The sequence below is a fragment of the Anaeromyxobacter sp. Red801 genome, assembly GCF_049201065.2.
Classification (GTDB): domain Bacteria; phylum Myxococcota; class Myxococcia; order Myxococcales; family Anaeromyxobacteraceae; genus Anaeromyxobacter.
The window spans coordinates 418,024-442,551 of the sequence record NZ_CM181236.1; the positions used below are offsets into that span (position 1 = coordinate 418,024).

The 24,528-nt window shown below is 75.4% G+C and carries 17 protein-coding genes; 8 read left to right on the forward strand and 9 right to left on the reverse strand.

Translation table 11 applies throughout. From position 1 onward, the window contains the following. Window positions 1–168 precede the first annotated feature (168 nt). On the forward strand, window positions 169–2,463 hold the full coding sequence (locus tag ACOQFB_RS01830) for a nitric-oxide reductase large subunit (protein WP_059438314.1): 2,295 nt from the start codon (window positions 169–171) through the stop codon (window positions 2,461–2,463). A 70-nt stretch (window positions 2,464–2,533) separates the two neighbouring features. Here ACOQFB_RS01830 and ACOQFB_RS01835 read toward each other — a convergent pair whose 3' ends face one another. The 3 genes from ACOQFB_RS01835 to ACOQFB_RS01845 form a co-directional block, all read right to left on the reverse strand. Then, the gene (locus ACOQFB_RS01835; RefSeq protein ID WP_421610721.1) at window positions 2,534–3,592 is read right to left on the reverse strand and encodes an NADH:flavin oxidoreductase/NADH oxidase; all 1,059 of its coding nucleotides are present in this window, start codon (window positions 3,590–3,592) and stop codon (window positions 2,534–2,536) included. Window positions 3,593–3,636: 44 nt separating this feature from the next. Continuing rightward, a complete protein-coding gene (locus tag ACOQFB_RS01840; RefSeq protein ID WP_421610722.1) occupies window positions 3,637–5,220 on the reverse strand; it encodes a cache domain-containing protein in 1,584 nt (527 codons plus the stop codon). Between the two features lie 203 nt (window positions 5,221–5,423). Further along, the gene (locus ACOQFB_RS01845) at window positions 5,424–6,245 is read right to left on the reverse strand and encodes a hypothetical protein (protein ID WP_421610723.1); all 822 of its coding nucleotides are present in this window, start codon (window positions 6,243–6,245) and stop codon (window positions 5,424–5,426) included. A gap of 85 nt (window positions 6,246–6,330) precedes the next feature. Here ACOQFB_RS01845 and treZ point away from each other — a divergent pair, with 85 nt between their 5' ends. Both treZ and ACOQFB_RS01855 read left to right on the forward strand, forming a co-directional pair. Next, entirely contained in the window at window positions 6,331–8,241 is a 1,911-nt protein-coding gene (gene treZ / locus ACOQFB_RS01850) for a malto-oligosyltrehalose trehalohydrolase (protein ID WP_421610724.1), read from the forward strand. Further along, window positions 8,238–10,322, forward strand: coding sequence for an amylo-alpha-1,6-glucosidase (locus ACOQFB_RS01855; RefSeq protein WP_421610725.1), 2,085 nt, complete (start codon window positions 8,238–8,240; stop codon window positions 10,320–10,322). Before treZ ends, ACOQFB_RS01855 begins: the two co-directional genes overlap by 4 nt. Here the strand turns inward: ACOQFB_RS01855 and ACOQFB_RS01860 are convergent. Further along, the gene (locus ACOQFB_RS01860; RefSeq protein ID WP_421610726.1) at window positions 10,277–10,561 is read right to left on the reverse strand and encodes a hypothetical protein; all 285 of its coding nucleotides are present in this window, start codon (window positions 10,559–10,561) and stop codon (window positions 10,277–10,279) included. The two genes, ACOQFB_RS01855 and ACOQFB_RS01860, sit on opposite strands and share 46 nt — an antisense overlap. Before the next feature lie 478 nt (window positions 10,562–11,039). Further along, complete coding sequence (locus tag ACOQFB_RS01865) at window positions 11,040–13,124, reverse strand: hypothetical protein (RefSeq protein WP_421610727.1); 2,085 nt, start codon at window positions 13,122–13,124, stop codon at window positions 11,040–11,042. Window positions 13,125–13,214: 90 nt separating this feature from the next. Between ACOQFB_RS01865 and ACOQFB_RS01870 the strand changes: the two genes are divergently transcribed. The 3 genes from ACOQFB_RS01870 (at window position 13,215) to ACOQFB_RS01880 (ending at window position 16,402) form a co-directional block, all read left to right on the forward strand. Then, on the forward strand, window positions 13,215–13,445 hold the full coding sequence (locus ACOQFB_RS01870; RefSeq protein WP_421610728.1) for a YgaP family membrane protein: 231 nt from the start codon (window positions 13,215–13,217) through the stop codon (window positions 13,443–13,445). Between the two features lie 258 nt (window positions 13,446–13,703). Beyond that, window positions 13,704–15,179 carry an MDR family MFS transporter gene (locus ACOQFB_RS01875; RefSeq protein WP_421610729.1) on the forward strand — a complete coding sequence of 492 codons (1,476 nt, stop codon included), beginning with the start codon at window positions 13,704–13,706 and terminating at the stop codon, window positions 15,177–15,179. Beyond that, entirely contained in the window at window positions 15,176–16,402 is a 1,227-nt protein-coding gene (locus ACOQFB_RS01880; RefSeq protein ID WP_421610730.1) for an MFS transporter, read from the forward strand. Before ACOQFB_RS01875 ends, ACOQFB_RS01880 begins: the two co-directional genes overlap by 4 nt. Before the next feature lie 33 nt (window positions 16,403–16,435). Here the strand turns inward: ACOQFB_RS01880 and ACOQFB_RS01885 are convergent, their stop codons facing one another. The 3 genes from ACOQFB_RS01885 to ACOQFB_RS01895 are packed head-to-tail and all read right to left on the reverse strand — an operon-like array spanning window position 16,436 to window position 19,668. Beyond that, window positions 16,436–17,056 (reverse strand): hypothetical protein, encoded by a 621-nt coding sequence (locus tag ACOQFB_RS01885; protein ID WP_237757871.1) that lies wholly within the window; start codon window positions 17,054–17,056, stop codon window positions 16,436–16,438. Between the two features lie 32 nt (window positions 17,057–17,088). Then, window positions 17,089–18,261: a cystathionine gamma-synthase gene (locus ACOQFB_RS01890; RefSeq protein WP_059437112.1), complete on the reverse strand. Its 1,173-nt coding sequence runs from the start codon at window positions 18,259–18,261 to the stop codon at window positions 17,089–17,091. A 27-nt stretch (window positions 18,262–18,288) separates the two neighbouring features. After that, window positions 18,289–19,668 (reverse strand): pyridoxal-phosphate dependent enzyme, encoded by a 1,380-nt coding sequence (locus ACOQFB_RS01895; RefSeq protein ID WP_059437111.1) that lies wholly within the window; start codon window positions 19,666–19,668, stop codon window positions 18,289–18,291. A 119-nt stretch (window positions 19,669–19,787) separates the two neighbouring features. Here ACOQFB_RS01895 and ACOQFB_RS01900 point away from each other — a divergent pair, with 119 nt between their 5' ends. Both ACOQFB_RS01900 and ACOQFB_RS01905 read left to right on the forward strand, forming a co-directional pair. Beyond that, complete coding sequence (locus ACOQFB_RS01900; RefSeq protein WP_421610731.1) at window positions 19,788–20,834, forward strand: aminoglycoside phosphotransferase family protein; 1,047 nt, start codon at window positions 19,788–19,790, stop codon at window positions 20,832–20,834. A gap of 265 nt (window positions 20,835–21,099) precedes the next feature. Beyond that, window positions 21,100–22,779 carry a methyl-accepting chemotaxis protein gene (locus tag ACOQFB_RS01905; RefSeq protein ID WP_059437109.1) on the forward strand — a complete coding sequence of 560 codons (1,680 nt, stop codon included), beginning with the start codon at window positions 21,100–21,102 and terminating at the stop codon, window positions 22,777–22,779. Between the two features lie 108 nt (window positions 22,780–22,887). Here the strand turns inward: ACOQFB_RS01905 and ACOQFB_RS01910 are convergent, their stop codons facing one another. Then, window positions 22,888–24,513 (reverse strand): solute symporter family protein, encoded by a 1,626-nt coding sequence (locus tag ACOQFB_RS01910; RefSeq protein ID WP_059437108.1) that lies wholly within the window; start codon window positions 24,511–24,513, stop codon window positions 22,888–22,890. Window positions 24,514–24,528: the final 15 nt, after the last annotated feature.

The following is a 24,528-nucleotide window of genomic DNA, read 5'->3' on the forward strand; positions in this document are numbered from 1 at the left end:
CACGCCGCCGCCGGATCGCCCCGCGACGCGGCGCGCGATCGTGACCTCCGGTGCAGGCCCGAGAGGGGCGGGCGCTGCGCCGTCGCCGCCGCCAGATTCGCCCGCACTCGACGTGTGGTCCTGCCCACCCGGAGGGCGGGTGCCACCTTGCAGCCGGAGGTGACCGCCGTGCCCTATCGTGCCCACTGGATCGCGCTGTTCCTCGTCCTCGCCGGCTCGTTCGCCATCCTGGGCGGCTACGCGCCCCGCATCCGCTCGTCCGCGCCACCGCTGCCGGAACGCGTGATCGGTCCCGGCGGCACGACGGTGATCGAGGGGGCCGCGATCCTGCGCGGCCAGAACGTGTGGCAGTCCATCGGCGGGCAGGAGGTCGGCTCGGTGTGGGGGCACGGCGCGTACGTGGCGCCGGACTGGACCGCGGACTGGCTCCACCGCGAGGCGAACGCCATCCTCGATCTGTGGGCGCGGGCGGAGGGCGGGGGCCGGTACGCGGCCCTGTCGCCGGAGCGCCAGGCCGCGCTGCGCGAGCGCCTGCGCTCCACGCTGCACGAGAACACGTACAGCGAGGACGCGCGCACCATCCGCGTCGGCCCGGAGCGCGCCGCGGCGTTCGAGGAGCTGGCGCGCCACTACGCCTCGGTGTTCCGCGACGGCGTGGACGCGTACGCGATCCCGGCCGGCGCGCTCTCCGACCCGGCGCGGGCGCGCGACATGGCCGCGTTCTTCTGGTGGACCGCGTGGGCCGCGGTCACCGATCGCCCCGGCCAGCAGGTCACGTACACGCAGAACTGGCCGCACGATCCGCTGGTCGGGAACCGCCCCACCGGCCAGGCCGTGGTCTGGAGCGTCATCTCCTTCGTGCTGCTGCTCGCCGGCATCGGCGCGCTGGTCTGGTACCACGGCGGCCGCAAGGAGCCGGAGACGGTCGCGGAGGAGCTGCCCATGCGCGACCCGCTGTTCGGCCTGCGCCCCACGCCGAGCCAGCGCGCCACCGTGAAGTACTTCTGGGTGGCCGCCGCGCTGCTGGTGGTGCAGATCGCGCTCGGCGCGCTCACCGCGCACTACGGCGTGGAGGGCTCGAAGCTGTACGGCTTCCCGCTCGCCGAGATCCTGCCGTACTCGGTGACCCGCACCTGGCACACCCAGCTCGGCATCTTCTGGATCGCGACCACCTGGCTCGCCACCGGCCTGTACGTCGGGCCGGCGGTGTCGGGCCACGAGCCTCCGGCCCAGCGGCTCGGGGTGAACCTGCTGTTCCTCGCGCTCCTCGTCATCGTGGTCGGCTCGCTCGCGGGGCAGTGGCTGTCCGTGATGCAGCGGCTCGGGGGCGAGAGCTGGTACTGGTTCGGCCACCAGGGCTACGAGTACGTGGACCTGGGTCGCTTCTGGCAGATCTTCCTGTTCGTGGGGCTGTTCCTGTGGCTCGGGCTGATGCTGCGCGCGCTCTGGCCGGCGCTGCGCCGCCCCAGCGCCACCCGGCCGCTCCTGCTCCTGTTCGTGCTCGCCAGCCTCGCCATCGCGCTGTTCTACGGGGCCGGGCTCATGTACGGCCGCACCACCAACCTCGCGGTGGTCGAGTACTGGCGCTGGTGGGTGGTGCACCTGTGGGTCGAGGGCTTCTTCGAGGTGTTCGCCACGGTGGTGATCGCGTTCCTGTTCGTGCGGCTCGGGCTGCTCCACCCGGACAAGGCGACGCGCGCGACGTTCTTCTCCACCACCGTGTTCCTGGCGGGCGGCATCGTGGGCACGTTCCACCACAACTACTTCGCGGGCACGCCGTCCTCGGTGATGGCGCTCGGCGCGACGTTCAGCGCGCTCGAGGTGGTGCCGCTCACGCTGGTCGGGCTGGAGGTCTGGCAGAACATCCGGCTCACCCGGGCGCGGACCTGGGTGAGCGCGTACCGCTGGCCGATCTACTTCTTCGTCTCGGTCGCGTTCTGGAACCTGGTGGGCGCGGGGCTGTTCGGCTTCTTCATCAACCCGCCCATCGCGCTCTACTACATGCAGGGGCTCAACACGACGCCGGTGCACGGCCACGCCGCGCTGTTCGGCGTCTACGGCATGCTCGGGATCGGGCTGATGCTGTTCTGCCTGCGCGCGCTGCGGCCCGGCGCGGCGTGGAAGGAGCGCCCCATCGCGTGGTCGTTCTGGCTCATCAACGTGGGGCTGGCGATGATGGTGATGATCTCGGTGCTGCCGGTCGGCATCCTGCAGACCTGGGCCGCCGTCGAGACCGGCACCTGGTGGGCGCGCAGCGCCGAGTTCATGCAGACGCCGCTCATGAACACGCTCCGCTGGCTGCGCGTGCCCGGCGACACGGTGTTCGCGGCGGGCGCGCTGGTCCTGGGCTGGTTCGTGCTGGGGCTCGCCACCGGCTGGTCGCTGCGCCGCACCGGCCGCGTGGACGAGGGCGCCACCGACGTCACCGAGGACGAGGAGGCGCCGGCAGGTGGGCGCGCCTGAGCGCGCCCGCTCCCGGCGCTCGCGCCTGAGCGCTGCCCCCGGCGCTCGCGCCTGAGCGCTGCCCCCGGCGCTACTTCGCGCGGAGGTACTGCTTCGGCCACGGGCCCTCGTGGCCGAGCACCTTCGACGCGCGGAGCGGGAACCGCGGGTCGCGGAGCAGCTCGCGGGCGAGCAGCACGAGGTCCGCCTGGCCGGAGCGGATCACGTGGTCCGCCTGCTCGGGCGAGGTGATCATGCCCACCGAGCCGGTCGCGACGCCGGCCTCGCGCCGGATCCGCTCGGAGAAGGCGGTCTGGTAGCCGGGGCCGGCGGGGATCTTCACGCCGGGGACGAGCCCGCCGGTGGAGACGTCCACCAGGTCCACGCCGAGCCCCTTCAGCGCGCGGCACAGCTCCACCGACTGGTCGGCGTCCCAGCCGCCCTCGGCCCAGTCGGTCGCGGAGATGCGGACCAGCACCGGGAGCTCCTCCGGCCAGGCGGCGCGCACGGCTGCGGTGACCTCGCGCACCAGCCGCGTCCGGTTCTCGAAGCTGCCGCCGTACGCGTCGGCGCGGCGGTTGGTGAGGGGCGAGAGGAACTGGTGCAGCAGGTAGCCGTGCGCGGCGTGCACCTCCACCACGCGGAAGCCGGCGGCGCGGGCGCGGCGCGCCGCGGCGGCGAACGCGTCCACCACGCCCCGGACGCCGGCGAGGTCGAGCGCTCCGGGCGCCGGGTAGCCGTCCGCGAACGGCAGCGCGCTCGGCGCCACCGGCTGCCAGCCGCCGTCCGCCGGCGCCACCGGCCCGCCGCCGCTCCACGGGGCGGCGGTGGAGGCCTTGCGGCCGGCGTGGGCGAGCTGGATGCCCATGGCCGCGCCCTGCGCCTCGGCGAAGCGCACGATGCGCGCGAGCGGCTCGACCTGGCCGTCCTCCCACAGGCCGACGTCGAGCGGCGAGATGCGGCCGCGCGCCTCGACGGCGGTGGCCTCGACCAGCACCAGCCCGGCGCCGCCGGTGGCGAACGCGCCGAGGTGGACGAGGTGCCAGTCGTTGGCCCGGCCCTCGGTGGCCGAGTACTGGCACATGGGCGAGGCGGCGATGCGGTTGCGGAGGGTGACGGAGCGGAGCGCGAGCGGGCTGAAGAGGTGCATGGCTCAAATGGAACGCCGCCGCGCCCCGTGCGCAAGCGGCACTTTCACGCAGCCTCGCGGCTCGCGTGCCGCGGCCCTGCGCGGGCGGGCGCGGGCGCGGGCGCGATCGCCCCGCTCGCCTCGGGCACCCGGAACCACCCCACCGTCCGGGCCAGCTCCTCGGCGTTGTCGGAGAGCGCCGCGGCCGAGCCGGCCAGCTCCTCCGAGGCGGCCGCCTGGCGCTCCGACGCGCCCGCGAGCCCGTGGAGCACCTCGCCGATGGCGCGCGCCGCCTGGTGCTGCCGGCCGGCGGCCTCGGTGATGCGCTGCACGCGCTCGCTGGTGGCGCCGATGGAGGGCAGGGCGCGCGCGATCAGCTCGGCGGCGCGGTCGGCCGCGGCCACGCTGCCGCCGGCCAGCTCGCCGATCTCGTGCGCTGCGACGCGGCTCCGCTCGGCCAGGCGCCGCACCTCGGTCGCGACCACCGCGAACCCGCGGCCGTGCACGCCGGCGCGGGCCGCCTCGATGGCCGAGTTGAGGGCGAGCAGGTTCGTCTGGTAGGCGATCTCGCCCACCACGCCGATCTTCTCGGCGATGGCCCGCATGGCGAGCGCCGTCTCGCGCACCGCCCGGGCGCCCTCGCCGGCGTCGTCCGCGGCGCGCCGCGCCAGCGCGTCGGTGGCCCGCGCCTCCGAGGCGGCGCCGTCGATCTCCGTGACCAGCTCGCGGACCGCCTCGCTGGAGCGGGCCACGTCGGAGGCCTGCCCGCTCGACGCCTCCGCGAGCGCGCCCGCGACCGTGCGCGTCTCCTCGGCCGCCGAGGCGATCGCCTCCGAGGCGCCGCGGACCTCGCCCACCACCGCGGAGAGGCGGTCGGCCATGCCGGAGAGCGCGCCCAGCACGCGGCCGGGCTCGTCGCGGGCGGCGTCGGGGATCCGCACGGTGAGGTCGCCCGAGGCCACGGCGCCGGCGGCCCGCACCGCGCGCGCCAGCGAGCGCCGGACGCCGCGCGCCACCAGCGCCGCGCCGCCCAGGATCACCGCCACGATGAGCGCGGCCGTGCCGAGCACGCGCCGCGCTTCGCTCCGGACCGCCGCGTCGAGGTCGTCCACGTACAGGCCCGAGCCGACGATCCAGCCCCACGGCTGGTACTGCGCCACGAAAGAGATCTTCGGCACCGGCACCGTGCTGCCCGGCTTCGGCCACAGGTAGTCCACGAAGCCGCTGCCGCGCGCGCGCACCGTGCGGACGAACTCCTGGAACAGCAGCTTGCCGTTCGGGTCCCGGTAGCCGGACAGGTCCTGCCCGTCGAGCTGCGGGTTGGTCGGGTGCATGACCATCCGCGGCTCGAGGTCGTTCACCCAGAAGTACTCGGAGCCGTCGTAGCGGAGCGCGCGCAGGGCGTCGAGCGCCGCGTGCCGGGCCTCCTCGGCGGAGACCTCGCCGCGGACGGCGCGGGCGCCCTGGTGCTCGATGAGCGCCTGCGCCGCCTCCACCAGCGCCCGGACCTTGGCCTGGCGCTCGGCGAGCATGCGCGCCTCCAGCACGCGGACCGATTGCCACGAGAGCAGGAACAGGCCGGCGGCGCCGGCGAACAGCACCAGGCGAAGGCGGGTGGAGATCGACAGGTTGGCGAGTGCGTGCAGCATCCGTCCTCCAGGGGGCTCCCCGCCCGAGCCCAATGGAAGGTTCGTGCCGATGGGTGCGCCGTCCCGCACGGGTCTGTTCCACCCGGAGCGTAAGTGAGCACTTTCAGCGGCTTGCGCCCCGCGCGCCGCGCGCTCACCCGTACGTAGGGTTCGTCTCGGGGCGGGTGGGTCGGGCCTCCGGGTCGGGGTGCCGGGGGGGCGGGTCACCCGCCGTCGCCGGTCGGCTCGCGCGCACCCGGCTCCACCTCGTCCTCGCCGCCCGGCTCGCCCTCCCGCGGCTCGACCGCACCCAGCTCCGAGGCCCGGACCGACGCGCCGGGATCCGGGGCGTCGAACCCGGCGCGCGGCGCCACGTCCTCGCTCCCCGGCGTCCGGAGCGCCGGTCCGCCCGCGCGCGGCGTGCGGGCGCCGGGCTCCCGCCGCATGTGCGGCCCGCTCCGGTCGGCGCGATCGCGGTAGGTCGGCTCCGGCCGCCCGCGCGCCACCCCCGCCTCCAGCTCGGCGGGGCTCTTCACCTCCACCACCTCCGGCCCCCGCCGGCGTTGCGTCGCCCTCGGCTCGGCGCCGCCGCGCAGGTCGCGCAGCCGCGCCGCCGCGCCCCGGAGCGCGGCCGAGGCCGCGCCGAACCCGCGCCGCGCCGGCGCCGACCGCGCCAGGAGCCACGCGCCCAGGAAGCCGCCCGGGAGGCGGAGCAGCCCGCGCCCGACGAGCGCGCGCACGAGCAGGAAGCCCGCCGCGGCGCCGGCCGGGCGCCCGGGGCGCCGCGCGGCGGCGGCGCGGACCTGCTGGACCGCCCCGGCCGCGCGCTCGGCGCCCATCGACGCGCGCACCTCCAGCCGCTCCAGCTGCGCCCGCGCCTTCCCCGGCGCCTCGCGCAGCGCCCTCGCCGCGCGCGCCCTCCGCTCCGCGCCGCGCCCCGGCGCCAGGAACCACGCCAGCGACGCGACCGCCGAGGCGGCCGCCAGCCCGCCCGCCCCGATCGCGGTCGCCCGGCCCGTCCGCCCGCGCCGAATCCCGAGTGCCATGCCCGCCCCCCGTCCGCCCGTCACGCTAACCACGGCGCCGGCGGCCCGGGGGCGCCGCCCGCCGGCGCGCCTTACGGTGACGGGGGTGAGGATCGACGCTGCGCCGGGGACCCGGCCGCCGAGCGTCCCGCGGCGCCGGCTCGCCGCCGGGGCCGAGGTGGTGGACGGGGGCGTGCACTTCCGCGTCTGGGCGCCCGCGTGCGCGCGCGTGGAGGTGCGGGTCGAGGGCGCGCGCGAGGCGGCGCACGCGCTCGCGCCCGAGCCCGGCGGCTGGCACGCGGGGCTGGTGCCGGGCCTCGGCGACGGGGCGCGCTACCGCTACCGGTTGGACGGCGGGGCGGCCTACCCGGACCCCTTCTCGCGCTTCCAGCCGGAGGGGCCGCACGGACCGTCGCAGGTGGTCGATCCCTCGCGCTTCCGCTGGACGGACGCGGGCTGGCGCGGGCTCCGGCCGCGCGGGCAGGTGCTCTACGAGCTGCACGTCGGGACGTTCACGCCGGAGGGGACCTGGGCCGCGGCGGAGCGCGAGCTGCTCGCGCTCGCCGAGCTGGGCGTCACCGCGGTGGAGGTCCTGCCGGTGGCGGAGTTCCCGGGCAGGTTCGGCTGGGGCTACGACGGCGTGGACCTGTTCGCGCCGACCCGGCTCTACGGCGCGCCGGACGACCTCCGGCGCTTCGTGGACCGCGCGCACGCGGTCGGGCTCGGCGTGCTGCTCGACGTGGTCTACAACCACCTCGGCCCGGACGGCTGCTACCTCCGGGAGCTCGCGCCGGGCTTCTTCTCCACGCGCTACCGGGGCGAGTGGGGCGACCCGCTCAACTTCGACGGCGAGGACGCCGGGCCGGTGCGCGAGCTGGTGGCCGGCAGCGCGGCGGCCTGGATCTCCGAGTACCACCTCGACGGCCTGCGCCTCGACGCGACCCAGGGGATGTTCGACGCGTCGGAGGAGCACGTGGTCGCGCTGGTCGCCCGGCGCGCGCGGGCGGCGGCCGCCGCGGCGGGCCGCGCCATCCTCGTGATCGCGGAGAACGAGCCGCAGGACGCCTCGCTGCTCCGGCCGCGCGAGGAGGGTGGCATGGGGCTCGATCTCGCCTGGAACGACGACCTGCACCACTCGGCGGTGGTCGCGGCCACCGGCCGGCGCGGCGCGTACTACCACGACCACCGCGGCGCGCCGCAGGAGCTCGTCTCGGCCGCGAAGCGCGGGTACCTGTTCCAGGGGCAGCGCTACGCCTGGCAGGGCAAGCGCCGCGGCCGCACCACCCGCGGCCTGCCCCCGCGCGCGTTCGTCGCCTACCTCGAGAACCACGACCAGGTGGCGAACCACCCGCGCGGCGAGCGGCTGCGCGCGCTCACCAGCCCCGGGCGCCACCGCGCCCTCACCGCGCTGCTGCTCCTCGGGCCGTGGACGCCGCTCCTGTTCCAGGGGGCCGAGTTCGGCTCGACGCGGCCGTTCCTGTACTTCGCCGACCACGGGGGCGAGCTCGGGCACCGCGTGCGCGAGGGGCGCGGCGCGTTCCTGCGCCAGTTCCCCGGCGTCGCCGGGCCGGACATGCGCGACGCGCTCCCGGACCCGGCCGACCCGGAGACGTTCGCCCGCTGCCGGCTGGATCCCGCCGAGCGCGCCGCCGGGCGCGAGCTCCGCGCGCTCCACCGCGACCTGCTGGAGCTGCGCCGCGGCACCGCGGCGCTCGGCGACGGCGAGGCCGAGCTGGACGGCGCGGTCCTCGCCCCGGAGGCGCTCTGCCTCCGCTGGCTCGCGGACGGCGCGGGCGACCGGCTGCTCCTCGTGAACCTGGGCCCGGACCTCGAGGCCGACGGCCTGCCCGAGCCGCTCGTCGCGCCGCCGGAGGGGCGCGGCTGGCGCGTCGCCCTCTCGACCGAGGACCCGCGCTACGGCGGCGCGGGGACGCCGGCGCTGGACGACGCGGCCGGGTGGCTCGTGCCGGCGCACGCCGCGCTGCTGCTCGAGCCGGGTCCGGAGGGCGCGGCATGATCGCGCTGCCGGTGCGGCAGGGCTGGGCGCCGGCCGACGGCGCCGAGGCGCTGCTGGAGCGCGAGTGGCTGGTGGCGAACGGGCTGGGCGGGTACGCCAGCGGCACGCTCGCCGGCGCGTGCACGCGGCGCTACCACGGCCTGCTCGTCGCGGCGCTGCCGGGCGTGGGGCGCGCGGTGATGCTCTCGCACCTGTCCGACCGGGTCCGGCTCGCGGACGGCCGGGCCATCCGGCTGGCCGCGGACGAGCGCTCGGTGGGGCTCGCCCTGCACGGCGCCGAGCACCTGCGCGGCTTCCGGCTCGAGGGCGGGCTGCCGGTGTGGACCTACCGGCTCGACGGGGCGGTGCTGGAGCGGCGCGTGGCGCTCGTGCACGGCCAGAACACGGTCCACGTCTCCTACCGGCTCCTCGACGGCGACGGCCCGGTGCGGCTCACGCTCCGGCCCGGGGTCCACTTCCGCCCGCACGACGCGCCGGTCTCCGGCCCGGTGACGGCCTACCGGCTGGTGGCGGCGCAGGGGCGGTTCGAGGTCGCCGGCGACGACCCGCGGTTCCCGCCGCTGCGCCTGCTGCTGCACGGCGCGCGCGCCGCGTTCACCGTCGAGGAGGAGCGGCTCGCCGAGGTGGTCTACCGCGTGGAGGCGAGCCGCGGCTACGACACGCAGGGCGACCTGTTCAGCCCGGGCTTCTTCCGGGTGGACCTCGGGCGCGACGCGCCGGTGACGCTGGTCGCGTCCACCGAGCCGTGGGACCGGGTGGCGGCGCTGGCGCCGGAGGAGGCGCTCCGGGCCGAGCGCGCGCGGCGGGAGGCGTTGCTGGCGCGCGCGCCGGAGGCGGCGCGGCGGGGCCCCGCGGCCGAGCTGGTGCTCGCCGCCGACGCGTTCGTGGTGGAGCCGGCGGGTCGGGTGCAGCAGGAGGCGCAGGCGCGGGCGGAGGGCGACGCGCCGCGCACCGTGATCGCCGGCTACCACTGGTTCACCGACTGGGGCCGCGACACGATGATCTCGCTGGAGGGGCTCACGCTCTGCACCGGCCGCGCGCGCGACGCCGCGGCGATCCTGCGCGCGTTCGCCCGCCACGTGCGCGACGGGCTCATCCCCAACCTGTTCCCGGAGGGCGACGCGGAGGGGCTGTACCACACCGCCGACGCCACGCTCTGGCTGTTCCACGCGGTGGACCGCTACGTGCGGACCACCGGCGACCGGCAGCTCCTCCGCCGCCTCCTGCCGGTGCTCCGGGACGTGGTCGCGCACCACCAGCGCGGCACGCGCTTCGGCATCGGGGTGGACCCGGAGGACGGGCTGCTCCGCCAGGGCGAGCAGGGCTACCAGCTCACCTGGATGGACGCGAAGGTGGAGGGCTGGGTGGTGACCCCGCGCCGCGGCAAGGCCGTCGAGATCAACGCGCTGTGGTTCAACGCGCTCGCGAACCTGGCGCGCTGGCTCGAGGAGGAGGGGGAGGGCGAGGCGGCCCGGGCCGCGGCCCAGGCGGCGGCCCGCGCCCGCGCGTCCTTCAACCGGCGCTTCTGGAACGCGGCGGGGCGGCAGCTGTTCGACGTGGTGGACGGCGAGGACGGGCGGGACGATCCCGCCTGCCGCCCCAACCAGCTCCTCGCCGTCTCGCTGCCCAGCCCGGTGCTCGAGCGCGACCGCTGGGCCCCGGTGCTCGAGACCGTGCGCGACCGGCTGCTGACGCCGGTGGGCCTGCGATCGCTCTCCCGCGACCACCCGGACTACAAGGCGACGTACCACGGAGACCTGCGGACCCGCGACGCCGCCTACCACCAAGGCACGGTGTGGAGCTGGCTCGTCGGCCCGTGGGTGGACGCGTGGCTGCGGGTGCACCCGGGCGATCTCGACGGCGCGCGGCGGGCGCTCGACGGGCTCGTGGGCGAGCTCGGCCACGCGTGCCTGGGGCAGATCTCGGAGGTGTTCGACGCCGAGCCGCCGTTCACGCCGCGCGGCTGCGTGGCGCAGGCGTGGGGCGTCGCGGAGCTGCTCCGCGCGCTGCTGCGCGTCTCCGGGGCGGCCGCGGCTCAGGCGCCCGGGTCGCGGTCGGGATCCGGCCGCGAGATCGGGTAGTCGCTCTGCTCGCCGAGCAGCTCGGGCACCTCCTCGCGCTCGGGCGGCGGGACCACGCCCGCGCGCCGCGGCGGCTCGTCGGGCGCCTCCTGCGGCGGCTCCCGCCGCTCCGCCGGCACCCGCAGGTCCCCCGGCCCCTTCGCCCCGCCCGCCGGCACGCTCGCTCCGCCCGTCTCGCCCCGCTCGGCCGCCTCGCGCGCCCGGTCGGCCGCCCCGTCCGTCCACTCGTTCTCGGCCATGCCCGGCATGCTGCGCATCCGGCGGCCACCGCGCCGGGCGGGGGGCCTCCGCATCTTCCCGTGCGCGGCGCGTGCGCGCCCGGCATGTCCGGCCGGCACCCCCGCCACGGAGGAGAGCCATGCTTCGCACCACGCAGGACGTCGTCGAGCTGCGCCGCTGGGCCGAGGCCCGCGAGGCCCGGCCGTGCCGCGAGGAGGCGAGCGGGCGGCTCGCGCTGGCCATGCCCGGCGAGTCCTGCCCCACGGCCATGCGCGAGGTCGGCTGGGACGAGTTCGAGCCGGCCTTCGCCTGGATCCGCGCGGTGGCCGTCTACGACGACGCGCCCGGCGGCCGCCGCTGCTTCGTGGGCGGCTACGACGAGGCGCACGCGTTCGTGGCGTCGTGCCGGGGCCGGCCGCGCGCGCGGGGAGGGCGCCGGCGCGGCGGAGTGACGGCGCCCCCGGGCGCGGCGCGCGCCCGGGGCGGAGCCGTCGCGGGCTACCGGCTCCCGGTCGCGCCCTGCGCCGGCATCGCGTCGAGCGCGCGGGCCGCGGCGCGGACGAGCGGGGTGGCGGACACCGGCGAGCCGGTGGCCTTCTTCATCCACAGGTCCGGCGAGACCGCGCCGACGGTGGTCATCCGCTCGACCTCCGAGCCCAGCGTCGCGCCCTTCGGCAGGCTGGCGAGGTGGTCCTCGATCTGCGCCGAGATGAGCCGGCCCACCGGGTAGTCGGGGATGTAGAGGACGTTCGAGACGATGTGCGAGTAGATGGCGAGCAGCGGGACGTCGCGGGCGCCGAGCACCGGCGCGTACCAGCGGTTCCACACGTCGCGCGCGATCCCCAGCGTCGCCTCGCGGAGCTGCGGCGGGGTGGCCTGCGGGTGCGCGTACATCCACTTCCAGATCCCGAGGTCCACCAGCGCCACGCCGGCGATCTCGTAGGCGTCCCACAGGTCGCTCACCGCGCGGAGCCGCTGCTCCTCGGCGCCGGGCCCGGGCAGCCCCAGCACCTCGAGGTCGCGCGCCTGGAACACGAACGCGATGGCCTCGGTGAAGGCGGTGTTGGGCACGCCCTGCAGCAGCGTCGAGTCCACGCCGTACAGCGAGAACGTCTGCTCGACGTTGTGGCCCAGCTCGTGGACGGCGATGTTGAAGCCCTTGTAGTCCATGCCGTCCGGCCCGACCCGGGTGCGCAGGTGCGCCTGGTCGCCGCGGCGCGCCGCGCCCATGGCGTGGCCCGAGCCGCGGGCCGGGTCCACCGCGATCCGCTCCGCCAGCCAGGCGGCCTTCTCCGGCGCGAACCCGAGGCGCTGGAGCACGTTCGGGAGGTCCTTCGCGAACGCGGCCGGCGTCGGGTAGCGCTGGCGCGTCATCGCGTCCAGCTCCGCCTCCGACTGGCGCGAGCGCGGCTTGAAGCCCGGGTACCAGATGTCGAACGGCTCCAGCTTGCGCCCGAGCCGCGCCTCGATGAGCGCCGCGATGCGCTTGATCTCCGGCGCGCCCAGCACCTCCTCCAGCATCGCGACCACGCGCGCCTCGGGCAGCTCGCGCTCCAGCTCGAACTTGCGGGCGATGAGCGTGGGCGCCGAGGGCGAGTACGGGTCGGCGGCGCGCTGGGCCCGGAAGTTCGCGAGGATGCGCGCGTAGCGCTGGTCGGCCTCGCGCGCGCCGTCCACCTTCGCGCGCGGCTTCGCCCCGCCCTCGATCTCCGCGGCCGGCGCCGGGCGCACCGCGTTCGTCCACGGGTTCCAGTCCACGGTCGGGTCGTTCACCACCGCGGCCGGGATGGTCTGCGTCACGATCCGCTCCATCACCTTGGCGATGGCGCGCTGCCGCGCGAGGCCCTGCGGGTCGGCGTACTGCGCCTTCAGCTCGTCGCGCAGGTTCCAGTGCGAGAGGAGCCGCTTGCCCTTCGGGAACGGGCGCGCCCCCCGGTCGTCCACCAGGTGGTGCACGTAGACGTTGTAGTCGGCGATGTAGAGGTCGGCGTCCGCGCCGGCCTTCGCGATCTCGCGGTTCACCGCGGCGGGCACGCGGCGCGCGAAGCGGTTCGCGAGCCGCGCCTCGGCCCACTGGCGCCGCGACCAGCCCTCGCCCTGGCGGAGCCGCTCGTCGAGCGTGGTGAGCGGGAAGTTGAGCAGCGCCGAGAACGCGATCTTCCCGTCGAACAGGTCGTCCACCACGTGCGCCGAGGGGTCGTACGCGGCCAGCAGCCCGTCCACCGGCTGCATGGGCCCGACGTCGAGCTGCGCGAACGAGGAGAGCGTCCGGGCGATCTCGAGGCCGTTCCCGTCGAGCGCCTCGAAGCTCGCCTCGAAGCGCTTGAAGGTCTGGTCGAGGTCGCTGCCGCGCGGGCGGAACTGCTCCACGCAGAGCGCCTCGAACGCCTTCGCGTCGCCGTCGGAGGGACGCCAGAAGGCGGCGGCCTGGGCGGCGCCGCGGGCGGCGCGATCCCGCTCGGGCTCGCCGTGCTTCGCGACCAGGGCGGCGATGCAGCGCTCGGCGGCGCGGGCGAGGGCGGGCGGGGGCTTCGGGGCGGCGGTCATGGCGAGGGCGACCAGGGTCGCGGCGGCGAGGGACATGGCCGCGCACTCTACCGCGAACCCTTCCCGGCGTTCCCGGCCTCTCACGCCTGCAATGAGGGGCGCTGGACGCCCCGAAGGAGACACGTCATGACCGCCGAACGCGGTGTCCGCATCCTCGCCGGGACCTTCGTCCTCGCCTCGCTCCTGCTGGGCGTCGAGGCCAGCCCGCTCTTCGTGAACGTCCGGTGGCTCTGGCTCACCGTGTTCGTGGGCGCGAACCTGTTCCAGAGCGGCTTCACCGGCTTCTGCCCGGCCGAGATCATCATGCGCAAGGCCGGCCTGCGCGCCGCCCCCGTCCCCGCGTCCTCGCAGCGCTGAGCCCCCGCCGCACGCAGGCCGGGCCCGCCCGCCGCCCGGCGGGCCGGGTCCGGCCTGCGCTCCGCGTTGACGCGCCGGGTCGGTTCCACTACGACGGGGACTGCGTCCCCGCCCCGCCGGCAAGGCCGTCGGGGCCCCACCCCTGCTTCGCGGGGCCCGTGACCTCGCGACCCGCTGTGCGGGTGCTCGCGAGGTCCCCGCGGGGAGGGGCAATGCCCCTCCCCAGCCCGTGGCTGGGGCCCCTCCCGATCCACGACCATGCGCCGGACCCACCGCGGACTCACCGTCGTCGCCCTGCTCCTGGGGATGTTCCTCGCCGCGATGGAGATGACGGTCGTCTCGACCGCCATGCCGTCGGTGGTCGGGGAGCTGGGCGGGCTGGCGCTGTACGCCTGGGCCTTCGCCGCCTACATGCTCACCGCCACGGTGAGCGTGCCCATCTACGGCAAGCTCGCCGACCTGAAGGGCCGCAAGGTGGTGATGCTGTTCGGGCTCGCGCTGTTCGTGGCGAGCTCGATCGCCTGCGGGATGGCCCGGTCGATGGAGGCGCTGGTGGCCGCGCGGGCGCTGCAGGGCCTGGGCGCCGGCGCCATCCAGCCGGTCACGCTGACCATCGCCGGCGACCTGTTCGAGCCGGAGGAGCGCGCGCGCATCCAGGGCGTGTTCGGCGCGGTCTGGGGCATCGCCGGCCTGGTCGGCCCGCTGCTCGGCGGGGCGATCGTGCACCTCGCCTCCTGGCGCTGGGTCTTCTGGCTGAACGTGCCGTTCGGCCTCGGCTCGGCGCTGGTGCTGGCGCTCGTCTACCACGAGCGGCCCGAGCGCCACGCCCACAAGCTCGACGTGGCCGGGGCGGCGCTGCTCTCGATCGCGGTGGTCTCGGCGCTGCTCGCGGTGCGCTCGCCCGCCACCGGGCTGCTGGCGCTGCCGCTCGGCGCCGCCGCGCTGGCGGCGTTCCTGGCGGTGGAGCGGCGGGCGCCCGAGCCGCTCCTCCCGCTCGACCTGTTCCGCGACCGGATCATCGCGGTGTCGTCCGCGGCGAACGCGCTGCTCGGCGCGGCGATGCTGGGCATGGTCACCTTCGTCCCGCTCTGGGTCCAGAGCGTGCTCGGCGGGACGCCCACGCAGGCGGGCAGCGCCATCGCGCCCATGGCGGTCGGGTGGCCCATCTGCAGCGCGCTGTCCGGGCGGCTGCTCCCGCGCACCGGCTACCGCGCGCTGGTCCGGGCCGGCATGGGCCTCACCGCGCTCGCCGCGGTGGCGCTCGCGCTGCTGCTCCGCCCGGGCGTGCCGCTCGTCCTGCCCCAGGCGCTCGCGTTCGCGTACGGCGCCGGCATGGGCCTGGCCTCCACGCCGCTCGTCATCGCGGTGCAGGCCAGCGTGCCCTGGAACCGGCGCGGGGTCGCGACCGCCACCACCATGTTCTTCCGCACCATCGGCGGCACGCTCTCGGTGGGCGTGCTCGGCGGCGTGCTCGCGCACGCGCTCGCGGGCGGCGGCGCCGACGCGGCGCTGGTGTCGCGGCTGCTCGGGCCGGAGCGGGCGTCGATCGAGGCGAGCGTGCTCGCGCCGCTCGCGGGGGCGCTGCAGGGCGCCATGGGCACCATCTTCGCCTCGGTGGCGGTGATCGCCGGCGCGGCGTTCGCCGTGGCGCTGCGCTTCCCGCGCCTCGCGCTGGCGGCGCGGACCCCGGAGCGCGCCGGCGCGGGGGCCCCTCCGGCGCCGGACCGCCCGTGAGCCGGCCGCCCCGCGACGTCGCGACCCTGTTCGCCACCCGGGCCGTCCGGCTGTTCGCGTACGGCCTGCTCTCGGTCGTGCTGGTGCTGCACCTCGAGGCGGCCGGGCTCGACCAGCCGCGCATCGGCGCGCTCCTCACGCTCACCCTGCTCGGCGACACCGCGCTCTCGCTCTGGATCACCACCCGCGCCGACCGGATCGGCCGCCGCCGCATGCTCGTCGCCGGCGCGCTCCTCATGGTGCTCGCGGGCGCCGCGTTCTCCGCCACCACCGCGTTCCCGCTGCTGCTGCTCGCCGCGACCGTCGGCGTGATGAGCCCGTCCGGCAACGAGGTGGGGCCGTTCCTCGCCATCGAGCAGGCGGCGCTCACCGAGGCGGTGCCCGCGCAGCGCCGCACCGCCACGTTCGCCTGGTACCAGCTGGCCGGCGCGCTGGCGACGGCGCTGGGCGCGCTCGCCGGCGGCGCGCTCGCCGGCGCGCTGCAGCGCCGCGGCCTCGCCCCGCTCGCCTCCTACCGCGCCGTCACCGCGCTGTACGGGGCGCTCGGGCTCGTGCTCGCGGCGACGTTCCTGCGCCTCACCCCGCGCGTCGAGACCGCCGCCCGCCCGGCCGCCTCGCCGCGCGCCGCGTTCCTCGGGTTGCACCGCTCCCGGCGCACGGTGCTGGAGCTGTCCGCGCTGTTCTCGCTCGACGCGTTCGCGGGCGGGCTGGTGGTGCAGAGCTTCGTGGCCTGGTGGTTCCACCGCCGGTTCGGCGCCAGCCCCGCCACCATCGGCGCGATCTTCTTCGGGGCGAACGTGCTCGCCGGGATCTCGGCGCTGTCCGCCTCGGCCATCGCGCGCCGCATCGGGCTCGTGAACACCATGGTGGCGACGCACCTGCCCTCGAACCTGCTCCTGGCGCTGGTGCCGCTCATGCCCACGCTGCCGCTCGCCATCGGCGTGCTGCTGCTGCGCTTCTCCATCTCGCAGATGGACGTCCCGACGCGCCAGTCCTACACGGTGGCGGTGGTCGATCCCGACGAGCGCTCCGCCGCGGCGGGGGTGACCGGCATCGCGCGGACGGTGGGCTCGGCGCTCGCCCCGGTGCTGGCGGGCCCGCTCTACGCCGGCGCCGGCGCGCTGGCGAGCGTCCCCTTCCTGCTCTCGGGCGGCCTCAAGGTCCTCTACGACCTGCTGCTCTGGCGGCGCTTCCGCGCGCTGCGCCCGCCCGAGGAGCGCTGAGCGGCGCGGGGCGGCGCGCCGCGCGGGCCCGGGTCAGAACCCCTGCGCGATCCGCACCCCGGCCGCGAACGCGTCGAGGCGCTGGCGCTCGCCGAACAGGTGCGGGCGCAGCACGGTGAAGCGCCCCTCCACGCCGAGCGAGGTGTGGCGCCCCACCGGCACCATGGCCGCGAGCGCGGCCCAGCCGCCGAGCGACGCGTCCTCCTCCTTCTCGCTCGTGACCGCGGTGGTGGCGCCGCTGGCCACGTCGCGCTCCGCGCTCACGAAGTGCACCGCGACGCCGGCCGCGGCGGAGAGCTCCACCGGGCCGACGGGCAGGAACGCGCGCAGCCCGCCGCCCACCGGCACGTCCCACAGCCGCGGCTCCACGGTGCGCTCCACCCCGGACGCGTCGCGCACCGCCGCCGCGGTCGACGACGGGCGGGCCACGCCCGCGCCCATCTCGGCGCCGAGCCAGCGGAGCAGGCGGATGCCGAGGGTGAGCTCGCCCTCGGGGCCGGGGTCGAGGCCGGCCATGGACGGGCCGGCCGGGATCCACGCGCCGGCGCGCAGCGTCAGCACCTGCGCGTCGGGGCCGTCGTCGTCGGCCCGGGCGGCCGGGGCGGCGAGGACGGCGAGGACGGCGGCGAGGCAGGCGGCGGCGGGCGGTCTCATGCGGGCGAGCGTGGCACGGACCGGGGCCGCCGTCACGCGCGGCGCGCGGCGGCGAAGCCGCGCTCGAGGTCGGCGCGGAGGTCGTCCACGGCCTCGATCCCGGCCGAGACGCGGATGAACCCGTCCGCGATCCCGAGCGCCTCGCGCGTCTCCTTCGGCACCGAGGCGTGGGTCATGATGGCGGGGTGCTCGATGAGGCTCTCCACGCCGCCGAGCGACTCGGCGCACGCGAAGATCCGCACGTGCTCGAGGAACGCCCGCGCCGCCGGCAGCCCGCCGCGGATCACGAACGTGAGCATGCCGCCGAAGCCCTTCATCTGGCGGGCGGCGAGCGCGTGCTGCGGGTGCGAGGCCAGGCCGGGGTAGGTGACCCGCTCCACCTGCGGGTGGCCCTCGAGGAAGCGCGCCAGCGCCAGCGCGTTCTCGGCGTGCCGCTGCATGCGGACGTGCAGCGTCTTCAGGCCGCGCAGCACCAGGAAGCTGTCGAGCGGGCCGGGCACGCCGCCCACCGCGTTCTGCAGGAACGCGAGCCGCTCGTGCAGCGCGTCGTCGGAGGTCACCACCGCCCCGCCGATCACGTCGGAGTGGCCGTTCAGGTACTTGGTGGTGGAGTGGGCGACGACGTCGATGCCGAGCTCGAGCGGCCGCTGGAAGTACGGGGTGGCGAAGGTGTTGTCCACCACCGTGCGCGCCCCGTGCGCCTTCGCGATCCGCGCCACCTCGGCGAGGTCCACGATCTTCAGCATCGGGTTGGTGGGGCTCTCGATCCACACCAGGCGCGTGTTCGGGCGCAGCCCGCGCTCCACGTTGCGCGGGTCGCTCATGTCCACGTGGGAGAACTCCAGCCCGTGGCGGCGGAACACCTTGTCGAAGATGCGGAAGGTGCCGCCGTACACGTCGTCGGAGGCGAGCACGTGGTCGCCCGACTGGAGCAGGTGGAGGATGGCGTCGGTGGCGGCGAGGCCGGAGGCGAACGCGAGCGCGTGCCGGCCGCCCTCCAGCGCCGCCAGGCAGCCCTGGAGCGCGTCGCGCGTGGGGTTGCGGGTGCGCGAGTACTCGAACCCCTTGTGCACGCCGGGCGAGGCCTGCACGTAGGTGGAGGACAGGTAGACCGGCGTCATGATCGCGCCGGTGGTCGGATCCGGCGCCTGGCCGGCGTGGATGGCGAGGGTGTCGAACCCGGGCTTCGTCTCGGCGTCGGCCATGGTCGCTCCGTGGGAGGGGCGGCGCGGCTAGCGGAGCCGCTGCGCCAGGAACTCGATGAGGTCGATCTTGGTGACGATGCCGGTCACCCGGTCGCCCTCCTTCACGACCGCCACGTGGTCGTCGTTGAAGATGTCGCGCAGGCGCGCGAGCGCCGTGTCGGGCTCCACCACGCCCTGCAGCGGCTGCACCAGCGGCTCGACCACCTCGGTGAGGCGGTGCTTCCCCTCGATGAGGAAGTTGAGCAGGTCGTACTCGTGGATCATCCCGATGGCGCGGCCGGTGTCGTCCACCACCGGCATCTGCGAGATGTCGTGCTCCTTCATCTTCTTCACCACCGCCTCGACCTTGTCGGTCTTGCGGGCGGAGATGACCTCGCCGCGGCGGCGGCCGAGCACGTCCTTCACGGTGGCCGCGGACACCGGGCCGCCGGCGCCCACCGGGAAGCCGTTGTCGCGCATCCACTCGTCCGAGTAGAACTTCGAGATGTAGGCGCGCCCGCCGTCGGGCAGCGGCACCACGATCACCTTGCCCTTGCCCAGCTCCTTCGCGAGCTTCACCGCGACGTGCACCGCCGCGCCGGAGGAGCCGCCGGCGAAGACGCCCTCCTCGCGGGCGAGCCGGCGCGCCATCACGAAGGCGTCGGCGTCGTTCACCTGGCGGACGTCGTCGAGGACCGAGAGGTCCATCGCGCCGCACATCATGTCCTCGCCGATGCCCTCCACCTTGTAGACGTGGGGGTGCGAGAGCTTCCCGGTCTTGAACATCGAGTGGTAGACGGAGCCGATCGGATCCACGCCGACGTTGAGGATGGCGGGGTCCTTCTCCTTGAAGAAGCGGCCGCAGCCGCTCATGGTCCCGCCGGTGCCCAGGCCGGCCACGAACGCGTCGAGCTTGCCGCCGGTCTGCTCCCAGATCTCCGGGGCGGTGAGCTGGTAGTGGGCCTCGACGTTGTCGAGGCTGTGGTACTGGTTCACGTAGAAGCTGTTCGGCGTCTCCGCCGCGATGCGCTTCGCCACCGAGTAGTAGCTGTCGGGCGAGTCGGCCGGCACGTTGGTCGGCGTCACGATCACCTTCGCGCCGAACGCCTTCAGCGTGTCCTGCTTCTCCTTCGACATCTTGTCCGGCATGGTGAACACGCAGCGGTACCCCTTCACCGCCGCCGCCATGGCCAGGCCCACCCCGGTGTTGCCGCTCGTGTTCTCGACGATGGTGCCGCCGGGCCGGAGCAGGCCGGAGCGCTCCGCCTTCTCGAGGATGTGCACCGCCATGCGGTCCTTGATGGAGCCGCCGGGGTTCAGGTACTCGAGCTTGACGAGCACGGTGGCGTCGTCCGGACCGGTGAGCTTCTGCAGGCGGACGAGCGGCGTGTGCCCGATCGCGGAGAGGACGGTCTCGTGGTAGGCCATGGGGGCTCCGGATCCGGAAAGATCGACGGGAATCCCGGCGTTATAGGCAGGCGGCGTGACCCGCGTCAACGCGCCGGACCGGCCCGGCGCGAGCGCACAGGAGAGGCGAGGCCCACGGCATGAGCGAACCCATGGAGACCGAGGCCCGCGTGCGCGCGGCGGTGGCGCGCGCCACCGGCGAGGACGTCTCCCGCGCGCCGGTGCGGCGCCTGGCCGGCCACGCGTCGCTGCGCAGCTACTGGCGGGTCGGCGAGCTCCCGTGCTCGCACGTGGTCATGGTGATGCCGCCGGACGCGAAGCCGGAGGAGGTCACCAAGGGCGGCGCGCCCGCGGTGAACCCGTTCGTCGACGTGCAGCGCTACCTCGCCGGCCTGGGCGTGCGCGTGCCCGCCATCCTCTCCTTCGAGGAGGCCGAGGGGCTGATGGTGCTGGAGGACCTCGGGGACGACATGCTCGAGACGCGCCTGCTCGCCGGCGCGCCCCGCGCGCGCCTGTACGAGGACGCCATCGACCAGCTGGCCCGGCTGCGCGCCGCGGCCGAGGCCCGGCCGGGCGGGTGCGTCGCGTTCACCCGCGCGTTCGACGAGGAGCTGTACCGCTGGGAGCTGGACCACTTCGTGGAGTGGGGGCTCGAGGCCTGGAAGGGCGCGCGGCTCTCGGCGGCGGAGCGCGCGGTGGTCGATCGCGACTTCGACCGGATCGCCGCGGCGCTCGCGGCGGAGCCGCGCGGGTTCACCCACCGCGACTACCAGTCGCGCAACATCATGGTGCTGCCGTCCGGCGCGCAGGCGGTCATCGACTTCCAGGACGCGCTGCTCGGGCCCCGCCAGTACGACCTCGTGGCGCTGCTGCGCGACAGCTACGTGGAGCTCGAGCCCGAGCTGATCGACGCGCTCCTGCGCCGCTGGCTGGACCGGTTCGCCGCCGCGGGCGGCCCGCGCCTCGAGTACGGCCCGTTCCGCGCCACGTTCGACCTCCTCACCGTGCAGCGCAAGCTGAAGGACGCCGGCCGCTTCGTGTTCATCGATCGCGTGAAGGGGAACCCGGGCTTCCTGGTCTCCATCCCGGCCTCGCTGCGCTACGTGCGCGAGGCGTTCGCGCGCCGTCCCGAGCTGGCGGAGCTGCAGCGCGTCCTCGCGGCGCACGTGCCCGAGCTGGCGCCCTGACCCGCCCGCGGCGCCGGCCCACGGGCGGCGCGGCGCGCCATCACTGACAGAGCAAGAACGGGGCCGTCCCGGGGACCCTGGGTTGACCCATACCCGATCGCGGCTGGGCCGGTGAAACCTGCCCCGCGGGGTCCCAAGGCCGCGTGACCTGGGGCGTTCCGGCGCCCCACGTCCACCTGATGCGTGAGGCAAAGTGGCGCACCCGGATCGGGCCTCGGTTTGCACAGGGTGCCCGGCCGTTGGCGCGCCCGCGCCGGGAGGATGTGTGAGAGACCTGTCGATCCGAGTCCGGCTGCTCCTCGCCTTCGGCCTCATGGTGCTGACGACCGCCGCCGTGGCGGGGGCCGGCTACCGGGGCACCGAGCGCATCAGCGCCGCCACCGCCGAGATGCTCGGGGGCGACGCGCTCATGGCGCGGCACGCCGACGACGCGCGCGCCGCGGCGCTGGGCCTGCGCCGGTTCGAGAAGGACGTCCTCATCAACATCGAGGACGCCGCCGAGGTGGCCGACTACCAGCGGCAGTGGGACGGCGAGCTCGCGCAGCTCCGCGCCGCGCTCGCCGAGCTCGATCGGCTCGCCGGCGAGGACGACCGGGCGCGGCTCGCGGCGATCCACCGCGACCTCGACGCCTACACCACCGGCATGTCGCGCCTGCTCGGCGAGATCCGCGCCGGCAAGCACGGCTCGACCGACTCCGGCAACGCCGCGGCAGCCGCCTTCAAGGCGCCGGCGCGCGCGGTGGTGGAGGCCTCCGACGTGCTCGCAGAGGAGCACCACCGGCAGATGCAGTCGCGCGCGGACGTGGTGGGGGCGGTCGCGTCCTCGGTCCGGACCACGCTCGCCTTCACGCTCGTGATCGCGGTGCTGTTCGGCGGCGTGCTCAGCGTGGTGATCACGCGCTCGGTGGTGACGCCGGTGGGCGGCGTGGTCGCCGCGCTCGAGCGGATGGCGCAGGGCGACCTGCGCGAGCTCCCCACGGTGGATCGCGCCGACGAGGCCGGCCGGCTCCAGGCGGCCATGCGCGCCACCGCCGAGCGCATCACGACCGTGATCGCCGAGGTGCGCGGCGGCGCCGAGGCGCTCACCGGCGCGTCCGCGCAGGTGTCGGCCACGGCGCAGTCGCTCTCGCAGGGCACCGGCGAGCAGGCCGCCAGCGTGGAGGAGACCACCTCGTCGCTGGAGGAGATGAGCGCGTCGATCACGCAGAACGCCGAGGCCGCCCGGCAGTCGGAGGCGATGGCCAAGTCGGGCGTGAAGAGCGCCGACGCGGGCGGCGCCGCGGTGCGGGAGACGGTCGAGGCGATGCGCGCGATCGCCGAGCGGATCGGGATCGTCGAGGAGATCGCCTACCAGACGAACCTCCTCGCCCTGAACGCGGCCATCGAGGCGGCGAGGGCCGGCGAGCACGGCAAGGGCTTCGCGGTGGTCGCGACCGAGGTCCGCAAGCTGGCCGAGCGCGCCCAGAAGGCGGCGCAGGAGATCGGCGGGCTGGCGTCCTCCTCGGTGGCGGTGGCGGTGCGCTCCGGCGAGATGATCGCCGAGCTGCTCCCCGCCATCCGCAAGACGTCCGACCTGGTGCAGGAGGTGGCGGCCGCGTCGCAGGAGCAGTCGGCCGGGGTGTCGCAGGTGTCGAAGGCCATGTCCACGGTGGACCAGGTGACGCAGCGGAACGCCTCCGCCGCGGAGGAGCTGTCCTCCACCGCCGAGGAGATGGCCTCGCAGGCGGAGGCGCTGCAGCAGCTGATGGGCTTCTTCCAGCTCGCGGCCGACCACCGCGCCCACGGCCACGCCGTCCCGCGGCCGCAGCCAGCCGCCGTGCCGCACCTGCCCGCGCCGGCGCCGCTGCCGCGCCCCGTCGCGCGCCCGGCCCAGGCCGGGCCCGAGGCCCCCGCGCTCGCGGCGCGCAACGGGAAGGTCGCCGACGGCGAGTTCCGCAGGTTCTAGGCGGCCGGGGGCCGCGGGGCCCCGAGGTCGAAAAGAAACGGGCGGGCCCGGAGGGGCCCGCCCGCGCTGCTTCGGGGCGGCGTCGAGGAGGCGCCGCCGCCCGGGACGCTACTCGGCGCCGACGCCGAGGTAGGTGCGGAGCTTCTCGTCCTCGAACTTGTCCTGCGCGCCCTGGTCGGCGGTCACGAGGGACACCACGATGCCCGCGATGAACGCGGCCGACATCGAGAAGATGGCCGGGTTCTTCCAGGGCAGGATGCCGTAGGGCTTGCCGGCGGCGTCCAGGTGGTGGAACACCTCGCCCCAGACCGTGGGCGAGAGCAGGATCATGATGCAGGACGAGAACGCGCCCACCAGGATGGACCAGACCGCGCCCTGGGTGGTGAAGCGCTTCCAGACGATCGACATCAGCAGCGCCGGGAAGTTCGCGCTGGCGGCGATGGCGAACGCCAGGCCGACCATGAACGCCACGTTCTGGCCCTTGAAGAGGATGCCCAGGCCCACCGCGAAGATGCCGAACACCACCGTGGCGGTCTTGGCGGCCTTGACCTGCTCCTCCTCGGTCGCGTGCCCGCCCTTGATGACGTTCACGTAGATGTCGTGCGAGTAGGCCGACGCGCCGGCCAGCGTGAGGCCGGCCACCACCGCGAGGATCGTCGCGAACGCGACCGCGGCGATGAAGCCGAGGAAGCCGGAGCCGAGCAGCTGCTCCGCCAGGATCGGCGAGGCCATGTTGCCGCCCTTGTCGATCGAGGTGATGAACGCGCGCCCGCCGGGCGTGAGCACCGCCGCGCCGAAGCCGACGATCGGGATGATCAGGTAGAAGTAGCCGATGAGGCCGGTGGCGTAGAGCACCGACTTGCGCGCCGCCTTGGCGTCCGGGACCGTGTAGAAGCGCATCAGGATGTGCGGCAGGCCCAGCAGGCCGAACATGAGCGCGAGGCCCAGGGAGACCGCCTCCACCGGGTTCGCGACGAAGCCGCCCGGCTCGAGCGACTGCTGGCCGTACTGCGCCACCACCGCCTGGTACAGGTTGCCCGGGTTGAAGCCGAACTTCGCGAGCACGAGCCCGGTGAGGATGGTCACGCCGAACAGCAGCAGGCCGGCCTTGATGATCTGCACCCAGGTCGTGGCGAGCATGCCGCCGAACAGCACGTACGCGAGCATGACCACGCCGACGATGATCTCGGCGATCTCGTACTTCAGGCCGAACATGAGCTGGATGAGGGCGCCGGAGCCGACCATCTGGGCGATGGTGTAGAAGAGCACCGTCAGGATGCCGCCGATGGCCGCCGCGATGCGGACCGGCTTCTGGCGCAGGCGGAACGCGACCACGTCCGCGAAGGTGAACTTGCCCAGGTTGCGGAGCGGCTCGGCCACGAGGAACATGAGCGCCGGCCAGCCGACGAGCCAGCCGGTGGCGTAGATCATGCCGTCGTAGCCCTTCAGGGCGACCATGCCGGAGATGCCGAGGAACGACGCGGCGGACATGTAGTCGCCGGCGAGCGCGAAGCCGTTCTGGAGCGCCGACACGCTGCGGCCGGCGGCGTAGAACTCGGAGGAGGTCTTGGTCTTCTTGGCCGCGAAGTAGGTGATGACGAGCGTCACCGCCACGATCAGGAAGAAGAAGCCGATGGACGCGACGGTCGGCTTCCCGAGGGTGGTGGTCGCCTGGGGCGCCGCCTGCTGCGCCTGCTGGAGGATGAGCTGCTGGATCACGCCGAGGTGGGTCATGGTCACGGGTCTCCT